Origin of the sequence: Flavobacterium sp. (assembly GCF_046073885.1) — a bacterium.
Taxonomy (GTDB): Bacteria; Bacteroidota; Bacteroidia; order Flavobacteriales; family Flavobacteriaceae; genus Flavobacterium.
Genome location: NZ_JBJTND010000014.1, coordinates 1 through 15,546, shown reverse-complemented (window position 1 = coordinate 15,546; position 15,546 = coordinate 1). Strand labels below are relative to the sequence as shown.

The following is a 15,546-nucleotide window of genomic DNA, read 5'->3' as shown; positions in this document are numbered from 1 at the left end:
ATGAATTATCACATCATGATTGACGATAAATTCATTGATGGATTTATTGAAGATGCAGAACGTGTTTCTCAAAGTAATTCCAATCGCTATTTTATTAATGGAAAAAAAGAGGAATCCAAACACGTTAAGAATTCTATCGCACAATGGATTAGTTTTTCGGATCCCGAATTCATGTCGACCATTCAAAATGCATCTAAATCGGATAGAGTTATTGTTCATTGGTATGATTTAAAAACCGGACAATTTTTACTAAAAAATTTAAAAAGGGAAGTCCCTTTGTATGTGGCTCTTTGGGGTGGCGAATTTTATGAAGACCCCTATTTGTATCATATTGATTGGATACATGATCCACTGACTTTTGAATTTGTTAAAAACAACAATATAGTCCCTGATAAATACAACAGAAGACCCCATTTATTCTTAAAAAAGATGTGGTTGAAATACAATTACAAATCAAGAGCCAAAGCTGAATTTATTGAAAAAGTACAAACCATCAATCGAATTGATAAGTTACTTCTACCAAAGAATAACGAATATGAAGTAGAATTAATTAAAAAATTATATGGTTTGGATAAATTAGCATCAGCTGATTTTAATTATGATCAAAATGTTGATTTGGCAAGCATACAATCTATTGATCCTGTTGTCAAAAAAAAGGATGAAATTGTAGTTCAAATCGGTAATTCTGCCACCGAAAGTAATAATCATGTAGACGCATTATCAAAACTGAGTAAGTTCAAAGAAAATGCAATAAAATTGGTTCTACCAATGGCCTATGGTAATTCAAAATATAGTTTATTTGTAAAAAAATACGGAACTCATTTTTTTAGCAACAAAATTGAATATGTAGAAAATTTTGTTCCAAGAGAAGAATACATAAGCAAGTTGAGAGAAACAGACGTTTGTATCATGTTTCATAACAGACAACAAGGATTTGGAAATTGTATTCCGTTATTAATGCTTGGGAAAAAGTTATATTTGAAAAAAGAAAATTCTCTTTTTGCATTTTTTAAATCAATAGGGGTGACTGTTTTTGATGCCAATGAAATTGACAAAATGACCTATGATGAATTCATACATCCGTTATCGGAAAATGAAAAAAACAAAAACAAGGAAATTCTTCAAGGTTTATTTTCAAAAGAAAAACGTTTAGAATATTTAAGAGAAATACTAAATTAATATTATGAAATTAGCACCTATAGTATTATTCACTTACAACAGGCCAATTCACACTCAAAATGTATTGAATTCACTAGCCAATTGCGAAGAAGCAAAAGAGAGTTTGCTTTATGTTTTTTGTGATGGAGCCAAAGAAAATGTTGATGCTACCGGGCTAAATAAAATTGATGAGGTTAGAAAAATTGTAGCTTCCGAAAATAGATTTAAACAAATAATCATTACCGTTCAAGAAAAAAATAAAGGATTGGCGAACTCTATCATTGATGGGGTAACTCAAGTTGTAAATGAACATGGCAAAGTAATTGTTTTGGAAGATGATTTGGTGTTTTCTCCTTATTTTTTGAATTACATGAATGATTCGTTAATTCGTTATGAAGATGATGGGCGAGTGGGAGAGATAGGGGCTTGTAATTTCTTTGCAAATGGATCAAAATATCCAAATGCCTTTTTTATAAATATGCCAGATACATGGGGTTGGGCCACTTGGAAAAACCGTTGGGAAAAATTTAATAGTGATGCGGTCTATCTTTACAAGGAATTGCAGAAAAAAGATTTAATGTATCAGTTCAATACTCACGGATCATATGATATGGAAGGGATGTTGCAAGAACAGATATTTGGCAAGGTTGATTCTTGGGCTATTCGCTGGCAGGCAGTTATGGTTTTAAATAATTGGCTTTGTTTATATTCCAATCCTGCTTTTTCAAATCATATTGATTCGGTTGATGCCACACATGCTAAAATTAATGTGGTTCCGCCTTTGCAATTAGAAAAACCAAATTTTGAAACAGTTGCCGCTGTTGAATTGCCTGAAATTATTTCTGCAATTAAAAAAGGATATGCTGGGAAAAGTGATTATTATGGAAATTATAAATCAAAATACCTCAAGAAGAAAGCGGGTAAATTGCTGAAAAAAGCGCTTTTGTTTTTAATTCCATTCGGAATTGTAATGTTTTTTAAGAAAGATAGAAACAAAAGTAAAAATCTAGATTAATGCTACATCTAACTACCTTTTTTGATAAAAATTACCTTTCTCGGGGATTGGTATTGTATCATTCACTTAAAGAATATACCTCCGATTTTGAATTGTATATTCTTTGTTTGGATGATTTTACAAGAGCGTATTTTGAGAAAAATAAAAAAGATTTTCCTGAAGTTAGAACTTTGCAATTAGCAGATATTGAAGAAAACGATACTGATTTAGCTGCTGCAAAATCCAACAGAAGTAAGATCGAGTATTATTTTACTTTGAGTCCGTGCTTGCCATTGTATTTGTTAAAAAAATACAATCTTCCACACATCTGTTCGCTAGATGCAGATATTTTATTTTTAAATTCACCTAAGCCACTTTTTGATCAATTAAATGATTTTTCAATTGTAATCACACCGCATAAATTTTCCAAAGAAATACTTCATTTAAGTGAATTTGGTTTGTATAATGTGAGTTTTCAGATATTTAAAAATAACGAAACAGGATTGGCTTGTTTACACAAATGGAAAGAAGAATGCATTGAATATTGTGGCGATCAATACGATAAAGTAAATGACCGTTTTGCAGATCAAAAATATCTTGACAAATGGTTAACTTTGTATCCAAATGAAGTTTTTGTTTTGAATGATAAGATTAGCGGAATCGCTCCTTGGAATTTGAATAATTACACAATTGAAAAAGTGGGGAACAAGTATTTTTCTGATGGTGAACAAATGATTTTTTATCATTTTCACCACTTTAAAATATTTAATTCGAGTTGGGCTTCAAACGGTTTTATCGAATATAAAGCAAAGCACCAAAAAGGAATTGATGCATTGTATTTAGATTATTGGGACGCTATTGATTCTTATAATAATCAATTTGCGATTGTAGAAGAAGATTCAACTCGATATAAAACATCCAATAGGTTGTTGTCTAAATTGCTGAAAGAAAAAGTTGTTTACAAACGAAAAAATAATGCATTAGAACATAAGAGTTTCACTTATATTCCTAAATTTATTCGAAAATTAATAATAAAAATAGATGCCTAAATTAATTCATATTAAGTCATTTCATGAGTCTCGAGGATCACTTACGGTTCTTGAAAAAAACATCCCTTTTGATATTAAAAGGGTTTTTTACATTTATAATGTAGACGATTCTGTTCGAGGTAAGCACAGGCATCACAAAACCATTCAAGCAGCAATTTGCATTCATGGATCGTGCAAAATAGCAAATGATGATGGTACAAATTTGGAAGAATTTACTTTAGACCATCCTGAAAAATGTTTGTTTCTGTATCCAGAAGATTATCATTCTATGCATAGTTTTTCAAAAGATGCTGTTCTATTGGTTTTAGCATCTGAGTATTACGATCCTAACGATTATATATATGAGCCATACAGATAATATGATTCCTTACGAAAATCTAAATATTCTTAATAAAGAATTTGAAATCGAATTTCAAGAAAAATTCAAACAATTCTTGGATAAAGGTTGGTATATATTAGGAAATGAAGTAAAGGCATTTGAAGAAAGTTATGCGCAATATTGCGGAACTACCTATTGTATTGGAGTTGCCAACGGATTGGATGCTTTAATATTAGGGCTTCAGGTATTTGATTTTCCTAAAAAATCAGAAATAATTGTACCGTCAAATACCTATATTGCTACAATATTAGCAATTATAAATGCAGGTCATATTCCGGTTTTAGTTGAGCCAGATCCTTTCACTTATAACATTAATCCGGATGCAATAGAAGCTAAAATCACTACCAAAACCAAAGCGATAATGATTGTTCATTTATATGGTCAAATTTGCCAAATGGATAAAATAATGGCGCTTTCCTCGAAAAATAATTTGGAGGTAATTGAAGATTGTGCTCAATCACACGGAGCTAACTTTGATGGTAAACGTGCCGGAAGTTTTGGAAAGATAGGTGCGCATAGTTTTTATCCAACTAAGAATTTGGGTGCTTTAGGTGATGCCGGAGCCATTACAACTTCTGATTTTGATTTGTATGAAAAGCTAAAGGCTTTAAGAAATTACGGATCTGAAAAAAAATATTACAATAAATACATTGGTTTGAATTCAAGGTTGGATGAATTACAAGCGGCTTTTTTGAATGTTAAATTACCGCATTTGGATAAAATTACCAATCACAAAATTAAGCTTGCCGGATTGTATGATCAAGGAATTACGAATCGAGTAATCAAGCCAATTTTTACAACTGATTATTCTCATGTGTACCACATTTACAACATTAGAACAGACAAACGAGATGAATTGAAGGCGTATTTATTAGAGAACGGAATCAATACCGAAGTACATTATCCGGTTTCACCAAATAAACAAGAAGGATATCAGGAATTTTTTGAGGATACAGAGTTTAAAATCAGTGAAGAAATTCATAAAACAACGCTTAGTTTGCCTATTTCGTATGCTACCAAAGAAGAAGAAGTGCATCGAGTAATTGAAAAAGTAAATAGTTTTTTTGAGTAATTGGGATAAATAATTAATAATTAAAAGCTCTTGGGAGCTTTATTAAATCTGTTTGATGACAAAAATTTCAATAATAACAATAAATTATAACGATAAAATTGGTTTAGATAAAACTATTGATAGCGTTGTAAATCAAACCTATAAAGATTTTGAGTTTCTCGTTATTGATGGCGGAAGTACCGATGGGAGTAAAGAATTGATTGAGCAACACTCAAGTAAAATTAATTATTGGATTTCTGAAAAAGATAACGGCGTTTACAATGCGCAGAATAAAGGCATAAAAGCGGCCACAGGGGAGTTTGTTATTTTTATGAATTCTGGAGATACCTTTGTTGATTACAATGTTCTATCGAATGTTTCAGATGATTTAACTAGCGAGTTTGATATTTATTATGGAGATAATTATAAGGTTAAGGCAGATGGTTCCAAACGATTAAAAACCTATCCAGAAAAGCTTTCTTTTTCATTTTTTTATGGAAGTTGTATCAACCATCAATCTACATTTATCAGAAGAGAATTATTTGAAACCTATTTCTATTACAGTGAAAATTTAAAAATTGTAGCCGATTGGGAGTTTTTTATTTATACCATTTGCAAGGAAAACCGTCCCTATAAATATCTTGCAAAGACTATTGCCAACTATGATTTTACCGGTATTTCGTCTTTAGATAAATATAAAAATAAAGTAAACGAAGAGCGTTTGAGTGTTATGCAAAAATATTTCCCTGCCTTTGTTGAAGATTATGTTCAAGTATCGCAATTGAATTCGAAGCGAGTGCAACAGGTTTTACATATTCAAAACCATCCTATTGCTTGGAAGGTATTGAAAGTATTCATAAGCATTATTTTAGTATTTATTCCAAAAATTAAAAAATGAAAAAAATACATGTAGGTTTTTTATTGTCTTATGATTATGAGTTGCTAAAGTTGTCTTTGCCACCTGTATATCAAGCTGCAGACCGAATTTTTTTAGCTCACGATAAAGATTTTAGAACTTGGAATGGCAAGCAATTTAGTGTTGATCCAGAATTCTTTTCATGGTTAAAAGAATTTGATGTTGACCATAAAATTGAAATCTACGCAGATGATTTTTATTTACCGGAATTATCTACTATTGAAAACGATACCCGTGAAAGGACGATGCTATCCGAAAAAATGGGTGTTGGAAATTGGTTAATTCAAGTGGATAGTGATGAGTATTTTATCGATTTTGAAAAATTTGTAAAAGACTTACGAAAGTTCGATCACTATCTAGATAATCCAGAGAAAAACAAAATTCAAATCGCGGCTTTTTGGCTTATTATTTATAAATATACTAATGAGGGTATTTTATATGTTGACAAGCCTTTAAAGGCAATTTTTGCTACGAATTATCCAAATTATAAATACGCTAGAAGAACCAATGAAAGAGTGATTTATACCAATAATTTAATTTTGCATGAATCGGTTTCAAGATCGGAGGACGACTTACGGTTTAAGTTAGAAAACTGGGGGCATAACAAAGATGTAAATAAGGATTTTTTAAATAAATGGATTGCTGTTGATGAGACCAATTATATGAATTTTGAAAATTTCTATTATATCGAACCAGAGCGTTGGAAGAAGTTGGAGTATTTTCCAACCAAGAATATTTCAGAAATAAAAAATTATGCTCAAAATAAAAAATCATTACACTTAGGTAAATCAAAATTGTTCTTTAGGAATTTTGGTCAATGGTTTAAATTTTTATTCAAAAAATAAGCAGTATGCAAACATTAAAGAAGTTTTTTTACCTACCCTTCTTTACCAAGAAAAAGTACATAATTAGTATTTGGTTTATTATTGCAATTGGATCTTCAATAAAGCAATATTTAACCAGAAACCCCGATAATTATAATAATTACTCGATTTATAAGAATGTTTTTTTTCATACAATACATAAATTGTCTTTGTATACAACCTATCCCAATGAGTATTTCGATCACAACCATTACGGACCAATTTTTAGTATCATCATTGCGCCCTTTGCAATTTTTCCAGATTGGCTGGGGATGACTTTATGGAGCACGTTTAATGCAGCTGTGATTGTATACGCTATCAATAAATTACCCTTAAAATACGAACAAATCAACCTTATTCTTTGGATTGGAGCCCATGAATTTCTAACAACTATATTGAGTTTTCAGTTCAATCCAATCATGACTGCAATCATTATTTTATCTTATGTATTTATTAAAGATAAAAAAGATTTTTGGGCTGCCATGTTGATAATGCTGGGTACCTTTGTTAAATTATACGGAATTGTAGGCTTGGCGTTCTTCTTCTTTTCTAAAGATAAAATAAAATTTATTGGGTCATTAGTCTTTTGGGCAATTTTGTTTTTTGTGTTGCCAATGTTGCTCTCTTCGCCAGAGTATATTTTACATACCTATGTAGAATGGTATGAGCGATTGGTTGTAAAAAATAGCGAAAATGCGTCTCTAATTTCTATGCAGGATATTTCCTTTATGGGAATGTTTAGAAGAATTTTACACAATCCAGAGTTGCCAAATCTTCCTTTCTTATTATTCGGATTAATATTATTTGGGTTGCCTTATTTGAAAATTAGTTCTTATATAAAAGAAAAATTTCAATTATTGTTATTGTGCTCCGTATTGATTTTTACTGTAATATTTAGTTCAGGATCAGAATCGCCAACCTATATCATTGCCTTTTTAGGAGTTGCAATTTGGTTTGTTTTGCAGGATAGACCAAGGTCGAATCGTGTTTTAATTTTATTTATATTTGCACTCATATTAACAAGTTTTTCGCCTTCAGATATAATACCAAAGTTTCTAAGAGAAAATTACATCATTCCATATGCTTTAAAAGCCTTACCGTGTGTGTTGATTTGGTTTAGTATAGTTTATGAAATGATTTTTTTCAAACAATCTGAAGAAGAAATAAAAATAGTCCAATAGTAGATGAGAAAGAAAATAGCAATAGTAATTCCTTCCTATAATGAAGAGGGAAATATTGAAATTATGGCAAATTCTATTAAGGATACGATGCAGGCATTGCCTTATGAATATGAAGTTATTTTTGTAGATGATGGGAGCAGTGACGCTACTTTAGAAAAACTTAAAGCGCTTTCAACTTCCTATTCTAATTTGTTTTTTGTAGAACTTTCAAGAAACTTCGGACACCAAAATGCACTTAAAGCAGGTGTAGATATTGCAAAAGCTAATGCGGTAATTACTATGGATGGAGACATGCAGCATCCACCAGAATTAATCCCAGAGTTATTAAAAAAATGGGAGGAAGGCTACGATGTTGTTTACACAAGAAGAGAAGATGACAAAAATAATTCCTATTTTAAGAGAAAGACTTCTAAGGGTTTTTATAAAATGATGAATTATTTATCGGAAGTTAATTTTGAACCAGGTACAGCCGATTTTAGACTTATGGATGAAAAAGTTGTGGCTGTTTTCACCGATTTTACAGAAAATGAACTTTTTATTAGAGGTTTAGTAAGTTGGTTAGGGTTTAAACAATTCGCTATAGATTATGCTCCAGCCGAACGATTTTCGGGAAAAAGTAAATATACAATGAAGAAAATGATGCGATTTGCCATTCAAGGAATCACTTCATTTAGTACAAGACCGTTGCATTTAGCTATTTTTCTTGGTGTTGGGTTGTCACTTTTTGCTTTTGTGTTTTATATAGGATATGTTATTTACAGCATTTATTTTGGACATGTAATTTCGGGTTGGGCTTCAGTAATTAGTACGATTGTATTTTTTGGTGGCCTTAATTTAATCGTATTAGGAATAATTGGAATGTATATTGGGAAGCTGTTTATACAATCAAAACAACGCCCAAATTATTTAATACGAAGCACCAATTACAAATGATAATATTAAGTTTTGATATTGAAGAGTTTGACATGCCCTTTGAATATGAACGAGAAATTGACTTTAAGGATCAGATTTCAATTTCAATTCAGGGTACAAATTCTATATTGGACTTATTAAAAAAGCACCAAGTTAAAGCCACTTTTTTTTCTACAGCAACTTTTGCAATTAATGCACCAAAAGTTATGGAAAGAATTGTAAATGAAGGACATGAAGTTGCTTCTCATAGTTATTTTCATAGTGATTTTAAAGTAGAACACTTGTTAGAATCCAAATTAAAATTGGAAGAAGTAACAGGTCAAAAAATAATTGGTTATCGCATGCCAAGAATGTATCCGGTGGATGAAAAAGAAATTTATAAAGCTGGATATATTTATAATTCCTCTATCAATCCCACTTTTTTACCAGGAAGATATAATAATCTTGACAAACCTCGAACGTATTACATGCAAGAAGGAGTGATTCAAATTCCTGCCTCTGTAAGTCCCGTTGTTCGATTTCCTTTGTTTTGGTTGTCATTTCATAATTTGCCTTTATTTTTATACAAATGGTTATCCAAAATCACAATAAAGAAGGATAAATACTTAAATATTTATTTTCACCCATGGGAATTTACTGATATTTCAGACAAAAATAGATTCAATTTTCCAGGATATGTTTCCAAAAATTCTGGCGAAAAAATGATTCAACGAATGGATAACTTTATTAATTCGATGAAGTCTCAAAACTATGTTTTTGGTACTTTTTCAGATTTATTAAAAACTATTAATCGTAAAGATTACTAATATTTTAGTTTTAATATGCAAATAAACAGCGCCTTACAAAGCATTTTCGATAATTTTGATAATTCAGGAAAACTATTCATTGCGGGTAGTAGAAATGTAATTAAATTATTTGATTATGAAGGAGCTGTAATTAATGTAAAGGCATTTAAAGTTCCTAATTGGTTTAATAAAATCATTTACAACTATTTTAGAGAATCGAAAGCCAAAAGATCCTATACCTATGCAACGTTGCTGTTAGAGAGAGGAATAGGAACCCCTAAACCTATTGCTTATTATGAAGAAAAATCAATATTTGGACTTGAGAAAAGTTATTATGTAAGTCAACATTTAGAATTTGATTTAATGTTCAGAGATTTGGTTGAAAACAACAACTACCCTGATCGTGAGCTGATCTTAAAACAATTCATGTCATTTTGTTATAAATTACATCAAAATGGAATTGAATTTTTAGATCATTCACCTGGTAATACTTTGATTAAAAAAGAAAACGATAGTGAATATTCTTTTTATTTAGTTGATTTAAATAGAATGATATTTCATAAAGAAATGGCTTTTGAGCAGCGTATGAAAAACCTATCACGATTGACTCCATATCAAGATATGATTCAGATTATGAGTAAAGAATATGCCAAATTATCTAATGAAGAGGAGAGCTTGGTGTTTGATACGTTGTGGAAATATACCTCTGAGTTTCAGTATAAATTTTACAGAAAAAAAAGAATTAAAAATAAACTAAGATTGTTTAACTAGTTTATTTTGTTTTGCTAATTTTTATGAATTCTGCATATCGAGCATGGATGCTTAATGCATTTAGGTAGCAAATAATTATTCCTTTTTTACCATCAAATATGCCTAATCTTACAAGATAACTATGTAAGAACTTATAAATAGGTTTTAAATAATAAAGCAATAAATTAGGTTTTGATCCTTTTAATAAAAGTTCTTTTGCTTTAAGTTCACCATAATAAACCATTTTTTGCTTGTAGGAATTATAATCGGTATACGAATGGTGTATCAACTTATGTTTTAGTTTTCCGATAGTTCCGTTGATGATTAATTTCTCATGAACCAATTTGGTGCTAACGTATTCGGCTTTATCTTTAAGAAATAATCGAATATTTTTATCGGTTTGCCATCCGCTAAAACGAAGGTGTTTCCCTTGAAACATGAATTTTCTATAAAAATAAAAAGCAGAATGAGTAGTCTCGCTATTTACAGTTTCTAAAATTTCACTTTTTAATTTATTTGAAACGCGCTCATCGGCATCAATAAATAGTATCCAATTATAATTGGCATGTTCTAATGCTATGTTTCTTTGAGAAGTGTAATTTTCAAATTTATTCTGAACTAACTTTACGTTTGGGTACTTGTTGATTAATTCAACAGTTTTATCAGTACTGTAGGAGTCAACAATAATTAATTCGTCTACAAAATCTAAATTATTAATAACTTCTTCAATGTTTCTTTCTTCATTAAAAGTTATTATTAATCCAGTAATTTTGTTTTTTTGAGATTGACTCATCAAATTTGAAAATTGTATTAAAAAAACAAATGTATAAATAATACTAACCATTTCGTTTACTTTTTCTTTTTTTTTTAAAATATTTTATTATAGTTTATATTTGTAAAAAATTAGCTGCAAATGAATATCAGTGCTTTGGTTATTACTTATAATGAAGAAAAAAATATTGGTAAATGCATCGATGCACTTTTTGAAGTTTGTGATGAAGTGATTGTTGTAGATTCAAATAGTAAGGATGAAACGGTTGCAATTGCTAAAGAAAAAGGAGCCACAGTAATTGTTCAACCTTTTTTAGGAGATGGGCCACAACGAATTCATGGTGTTCCTTTTTGTAAAAACGATTGGATTTTAAATTTGGATGCCGATGAGTATTTAGATACTGATTCCATTGAGTTTATAAAAAAGGCTTCTTTTTTTGATGCGCCTTATGATGCCTATAGTTTTCGGGTAAAGAATTTTCTTCAAGATAAAGTAATTGATTTTGCAGGATGGTACCCTGATTATAAGATTCGTTTTTTTAACAAAAAAACAGCTACACCTTCTGAAGATAAGGTTCATCAAAAAATTATTGCAACAAACGTAAAAAAGTTAAAAACCCATATTTTACATTATGGCAGCCATTCTTTTTTTCAAATTATAGCAAAGAAAAATCAATATGCACAATGGAATGCCGAGCAATTGTATGACGCTGGAAAAAGAGTAAACAGTTTCAAACCGGTATTGAATGGATTGATTTCTTTTATTCGTTGTTATTTATTTAAAAAAGGGATAATCAATGGAATTGACGGATTAACAATTTCATTAACCCAAGGCTATTTTTCGTATATAAAATATGCCAATCTATATCAAATTCAAAAAGAGAGAAAAAATCTAAAGTAACGATTTATATAGTTCTTGCCAGTTTTTTGCGATAGTTGAATCATTGAATTTTTGCACAAATTCAAATCCCTTTTCTTGCATTTCTATACGTTTTGAAGTATTGTCCCAAACTAGGTCGATTGCGGTTCTTAATTCGTCACTACTTTCTGGATTTACATACAAAGAATGACTTCCTCCAGCTTCAGAAAAGCAACTGCCCGTTGAAGTGATTACGGGAGTTTTTGAGTAAAGCGCTTCAATAATTGGAATCCCGAATCCTTCAAAAATTGATGGATAAACAAATAAAGTTGCTTTTTGATAAATAATGGCTAATTCTTCAAGTGATAAATCCTTTAAAAAAATCACTTGTTTTTCTAAATTATTAGCTACTATATAATCCCAAACCTCATCGAAATAAGCTGTTTTTTTTCCAATTACAACCAGTTTTTTAGCAGTGTTTGATATTGATTTTAAAATTACGAGAAGATTTTTTCTTTTTTCAATGGTTCCAACATTCAAAATGTATTCTTCAGGTAAGTTGTGTTTTTTTATTGTATTTTCAATTTGATTTTCAGAATATTCTTGTTTGAAAACAGTATGGCAACCTTGGTAAATTACTTTAATTTTATTTTCATTTATTCCTAAAAAAGCAACAATGTCCTTTTTGGTTTGCTCACTTATTGCTACAACTACATCTGATTTTTTGGCGGCATATTTGAATTTGAAGAAGTGAATTTTTCGATCAAAAAAAGAATATAAATTTGGATATCTCACAAATATTAAATCATGAATGGTAACCACCTTTTTAATATTTTTAGGTAAACCTAAAGGTATTTCACCCGACAAACCATGAAATAATTCTACTTTGTTTTTTTTAATATCTTTTGATACAAAGTATAATCGCCAAAGTGAACTTAATTTTTTTGTAAAAGAAGAAGTAGGTAAGACCTCAGTAACAGAATTAGTGTAGTTTTCTAAGTTATATTTACTGCTTTTTTTTGGATTGTAAAGTAAGTATTCGTTTTCAGGAAAGTTGTCAGACAGCACTTTTACTAGGCTTCTAGAATAATTTCCTAGCCCAGTATTGTTATGAAAGAACCGCTTGCCATCGAATCCTATGCGCATTATGATCTAATATTATAATTAATAAACTTAATTAATTTGTCTTTAAATAAGTGGGGCTTGAATTTTAAATAGGATTGTGTAGTTTCTTCCTCATCAAAAGTAATCTTCTTAATTATTTCATAGTCATTTATGTGGACTGAAATATTTGTAGTGTCATTTTCAAACATATTCCAATCTTCTTTAGGAACTGTAGGTGAAAACAGGGTAAAAGTTGGAACCGAAAGCGCTTTTGCCATGTTCGTAGCACCACCTTCGTTGCCTATTAGTGCATCACATAGTTTTGTTATGGCTAAGAACTCTCTTAAGTTTTCTTTATAGTAATCTATGAATATACTTTTTTTAGTATTTTCATTACAGTTGTTATAAATCTCTAAAGCAATTTCTTTTTGAAAAGGAAGGTAATTGAAGAGAATTTGAACTTCCTTATGGTTGCAAATTTCATTTAATACTTCAGCTAAATAATCAGTTCTGTAGGTTTTTAAAGTATTACTTCCCACAGCACTTATCATTATTATGGGCTTAGAAGGATTGATGTTGGAACGAATTAAATCTGCTTTTGCTGCTTCCAGTTCCTCATTTGTAATAATAATTTTGGGAGCAATTTCTTTGAATCGAATTTCTAAAGGTTCAAGCAATTGCATACGGTGTTCTATTGCTCTTGTGGCTGAAGAAAATGATTTTTCAGTTCTGTAAATAGTATCCGTGTATAATAATTTAGCGTAATTTTTGTAGAAAGTAATTGTTTTTTTAGCTCCCGAAAACCAGCCAATAAGCACACTGTTTGGTTTGCCATAGGCATCAATTACCACATCGTATTTTTCTTTTCGTATTGAAAATAAAAACCTTACAAATTCAAATTTACTTTTACGGGCTTTATTGTCCAGTAAGACGATTTTGTCAATAAACGGATTGTTTTTTACAACATCAACCGCATTTTCATAGATTAGATAATGTAACTCAGATTCAGGGAATTTTTCTTTTAAAGCCTCAAAGATTATCGTACTAGTTAGTACATCACCAATTCGTTTTTTTTGTATTACAAGTACTTTCATAGTTTGCAATTAAACAGCTACATCATATTCTCTCAAAGCATCATTAAGAGAAGTCTTTAAATCGGTTGATGGTTTGCGTTGACCAATGATTAATGCGCAAGGTACTTGAAACTCTCCTGCCTCAAATTTTTTAGTATAACTACCAGGGATGACTACCGAACGTGCCGGAACATATCCTTTGTATTCTTTCGGTTCGCTTCCGGTAACGTCAATAATTTTAGTAGACGAAGTAAGGCATACATTAGCGCCAAGAACGGCTTCTTTTTCTATACGAACTCCCTCAACAACAATGCATCGTGATCCAATAAAAGCTCCGTCTTCAATGATTACTGGGGCTGCTTGCAAAGGTTCTAGTACACCACCAATTCCAACTCCACCGGATAGGTGTACGTTTTTACCTATTTGCGCACAGCTTCCAACGGTTGCCCAGGTGTCAACCATGGTTCCTTCATCTACATAAGCACCAATATTTACATAACTTGGCATTAAGATTACGCCTTTAGAAATGTAAGCGCCATAACGAGCTACAGCAGGAGGGACTACACGAATACCTTTTTCGGCATAGCCTGTTTTTAATAACATTTTATCGTGGTATTCAAAGATACCTACCTCATGTGTTTCCATTTTTTGAATCGGAAAATACATTACCACTGCTTTTTTAACCCATTCGTTAACTTGCCACCCGTTATTGGTTGGTTCAGCAACGCGTAAACTTCCGTTATCTATGGCATGAATAACTTCTTTTATAGCATTTATGGTCGTTTCTTCTTTAAGTAATTCTCGGTTTTCCCAAGCTTTTTCTATGGTAGGTTGTAAATGAATCATCGTTAATATTTTTCACAAAGATAAAAACAAGTTCTGTTATTTCTTACCTTTACAAAAAAATAATATGTCTCGAATTTTAGCAATAGATTACGGAATAAAAAGAACCGGAATTGCTGTTACCGATGAAATGCAAATCATTGCTTCGGGGCTAACAACAATTCCTTCAGAGACCGCTATTGCTTTTTTAAAAGACTATTTTGCAAAAGAAAAGGTGGGTAAGGTTTTAATTGGAGAACCCAAACAAATGAATGGTTTGCCTTCTGAAAGCACCGGAATAATTGAAAAATTTGTAACTAAATTTAAACAAGAATTTCCTGAGATGCCTTTAGAGCGTTCCGATGAGCGTTTTACTTCCAAAATGGCATTTCAAACCATGATTGATAGTGGTTTAAAAAAGAAACAACGTCAAAACAAAGCTTTAGTCGATGAAATAGCAGCTACCATTATGTTGCAAGATTATCTTTTGAAACAGTAAATAAATACATCCGTTTTTGTTACTTTTGCACTTCCTTTTTATAAATTAATTTAACAAATAATATAAAATGATTCTACCAATATATGGTTATGGAGAACCAGTTTTAAGAAAAGTTGGAGAAGATATTTCGGCCGATTATCCTAATTTAAAGGAAATCATCCAAAATATGTATGAAACAATGTACAATGCCTATGGTGTAGGATTGGCAGCTCCTCAAGTGGGAATGGCTATTCGATTATTTGTAATTGACACGGAGCCTTTTTGCGACAGCGAAAACATCACAAATGAAGAACAAGAAAAACTGCGACTTTTTAAGCAAACCTTTATCAATGCAAAAATTTTAAAAGAGGAAGGCGAAGAATGGGGTTTTAATGAAGGTT

The 15,546-nt window shown here is 30.8% G+C and carries 18 protein-coding genes; 14 read left to right on the top strand and 4 right to left on the bottom strand.

Annotated features, from left to right (window positions below; genetic code table 11):
• The 11 genes from ACKOWY_RS02075 to ACKOWY_RS02025 are packed head-to-tail and all read left to right on the top strand — an operon-like array spanning nt 1 to nt 10,059.
• A complete protein-coding gene (locus ACKOWY_RS02075) occupies nt 1–1,179 on the top strand; it encodes a TDP-N-acetylfucosamine:lipid II N-acetylfucosaminyltransferase (protein WP_408939783.1) in 1,179 nt (392 codons plus the stop codon).
• A 4-nt stretch (nt 1,180–1,183) separates the two neighbouring features.
• Complete coding sequence (locus ACKOWY_RS02070; RefSeq protein ID WP_408939782.1) at nt 1,184–2,173, top strand: sugar transferase; 990 nt, start codon at nt 1,184–1,186, stop codon at nt 2,171–2,173.
• Entirely contained in the window at nt 2,173–3,201 is a 1,029-nt protein-coding gene (locus ACKOWY_RS02065) for a hypothetical protein (protein ID WP_408939781.1), read from the top strand. Before ACKOWY_RS02070 ends, ACKOWY_RS02065 begins: the two co-directional genes overlap by 1 nt.
• A complete protein-coding gene (locus ACKOWY_RS02060) occupies nt 3,194–3,559 on the top strand; it encodes a sugar 3,4-ketoisomerase (protein ID WP_396146310.1) in 366 nt (121 codons plus the stop codon). The genes ACKOWY_RS02065 and ACKOWY_RS02060 overlap by 8 nt, the downstream gene beginning before the upstream one ends.
• The gene (locus ACKOWY_RS02055; RefSeq protein ID WP_408939780.1) at nt 3,543–4,652 is read left to right on the top strand and encodes a DegT/DnrJ/EryC1/StrS family aminotransferase; all 1,110 of its coding nucleotides are present in this window, start codon (nt 3,543–3,545) and stop codon (nt 4,650–4,652) included. The genes ACKOWY_RS02060 and ACKOWY_RS02055 overlap by 17 nt, the downstream gene beginning before the upstream one ends.
• Nucleotides 4,653–4,707: 55 nt before the next feature.
• Nucleotides 4,708–5,529, top strand: a complete 822-nt coding sequence (locus tag ACKOWY_RS02050) for a glycosyltransferase family 2 protein (protein WP_408939779.1) — start codon at nt 4,708–4,710, stop codon at nt 5,527–5,529.
• The gene (locus ACKOWY_RS02045) at nt 5,526–6,392 is read left to right on the top strand and encodes a hypothetical protein (RefSeq protein ID WP_408939778.1); all 867 of its coding nucleotides are present in this window, start codon (nt 5,526–5,528) and stop codon (nt 6,390–6,392) included. The genes ACKOWY_RS02050 and ACKOWY_RS02045 overlap by 4 nt, the downstream gene beginning before the upstream one ends.
• Nucleotides 6,393–6,397: 5 nt before the next feature.
• Complete coding sequence (locus ACKOWY_RS02040) at nt 6,398–7,591, top strand: glycosyltransferase family 87 protein (protein WP_408939777.1); 1,194 nt, start codon at nt 6,398–6,400, stop codon at nt 7,589–7,591.
• Nucleotides 7,592–7,594: 3 nt separating this feature from the next.
• A complete protein-coding gene (locus ACKOWY_RS02035; protein ID WP_408939776.1) occupies nt 7,595–8,524 on the top strand; it encodes a glycosyltransferase family 2 protein in 930 nt (309 codons plus the stop codon).
• Complete coding sequence (locus tag ACKOWY_RS02030; RefSeq protein WP_408939775.1) at nt 8,521–9,309, top strand: polysaccharide deacetylase family protein; 789 nt, start codon at nt 8,521–8,523, stop codon at nt 9,307–9,309. The genes ACKOWY_RS02035 and ACKOWY_RS02030 overlap by 4 nt, the downstream gene beginning before the upstream one ends.
• Before the next feature lie 15 nt (nt 9,310–9,324).
• Nucleotides 9,325–10,059, top strand: a complete 735-nt coding sequence (locus ACKOWY_RS02025) for a lipopolysaccharide kinase InaA family protein (RefSeq protein ID WP_408939774.1) — start codon at nt 9,325–9,327, stop codon at nt 10,057–10,059.
• 1 nt (nt 10,060) lies between these two features.
• Here the strand turns inward: ACKOWY_RS02025 and ACKOWY_RS02020 are convergent, their stop codons facing one another.
• Nucleotides 10,061–10,831, bottom strand: coding sequence for a glycosyltransferase family 2 protein (locus tag ACKOWY_RS02020; RefSeq protein WP_408939773.1), 771 nt, complete (start codon nt 10,829–10,831; stop codon nt 10,061–10,063).
• A 120-nt stretch (nt 10,832–10,951) separates the two neighbouring features.
• Between ACKOWY_RS02020 and ACKOWY_RS02015 the strand changes: the two genes are divergently transcribed.
• Nucleotides 10,952–11,710, top strand: a complete 759-nt coding sequence (locus ACKOWY_RS02015) for a glycosyltransferase family 2 protein (RefSeq protein WP_408939772.1) — start codon at nt 10,952–10,954, stop codon at nt 11,708–11,710.
• Here the strand turns inward: ACKOWY_RS02015 and ACKOWY_RS02010 are convergent.
• The 3 genes from ACKOWY_RS02010 to ACKOWY_RS02000 are packed head-to-tail and all read right to left on the bottom strand — an operon-like array spanning nt 11,702 to nt 14,691.
• Nucleotides 11,702–12,814 (bottom strand): glycosyltransferase family 4 protein, encoded by a 1,113-nt coding sequence (locus ACKOWY_RS02010; protein WP_408939771.1) that lies wholly within the window; start codon nt 12,812–12,814, stop codon nt 11,702–11,704. The genes ACKOWY_RS02015 and ACKOWY_RS02010 overlap by 9 nt on opposite strands.
• Nucleotides 12,814–13,866: a glycosyltransferase family 9 protein gene (locus ACKOWY_RS02005; protein WP_408939770.1), complete on the bottom strand. Its 1,053-nt coding sequence runs from the start codon at nt 13,864–13,866 to the stop codon at nt 12,814–12,816. The genes ACKOWY_RS02010 and ACKOWY_RS02005 overlap by 1 nt, the downstream gene beginning before the upstream one ends.
• Nucleotides 13,867–13,875: 9 nt before the next feature.
• Nucleotides 13,876–14,691, bottom strand: coding sequence for a 2,3,4,5-tetrahydropyridine-2,6-dicarboxylate N-succinyltransferase (locus ACKOWY_RS02000; RefSeq protein WP_408939769.1), 816 nt, complete (start codon nt 14,689–14,691; stop codon nt 13,876–13,878).
• Nucleotides 14,692–14,755: 64 nt separating this feature from the next.
• Between ACKOWY_RS02000 and ruvX the strand changes: the two genes are divergently transcribed.
• Complete coding sequence (ruvX, locus tag ACKOWY_RS01995) at nt 14,756–15,166, top strand: Holliday junction resolvase RuvX (RefSeq protein WP_408939768.1); 411 nt, start codon at nt 14,756–14,758, stop codon at nt 15,164–15,166.
• A 67-nt stretch (nt 15,167–15,233) separates the two neighbouring features.
• The coding region (locus ACKOWY_RS01990; protein ID WP_408939767.1) for a peptide deformylase at nt 15,234–15,546 on the top strand (313 nt) is incomplete at its 3' end.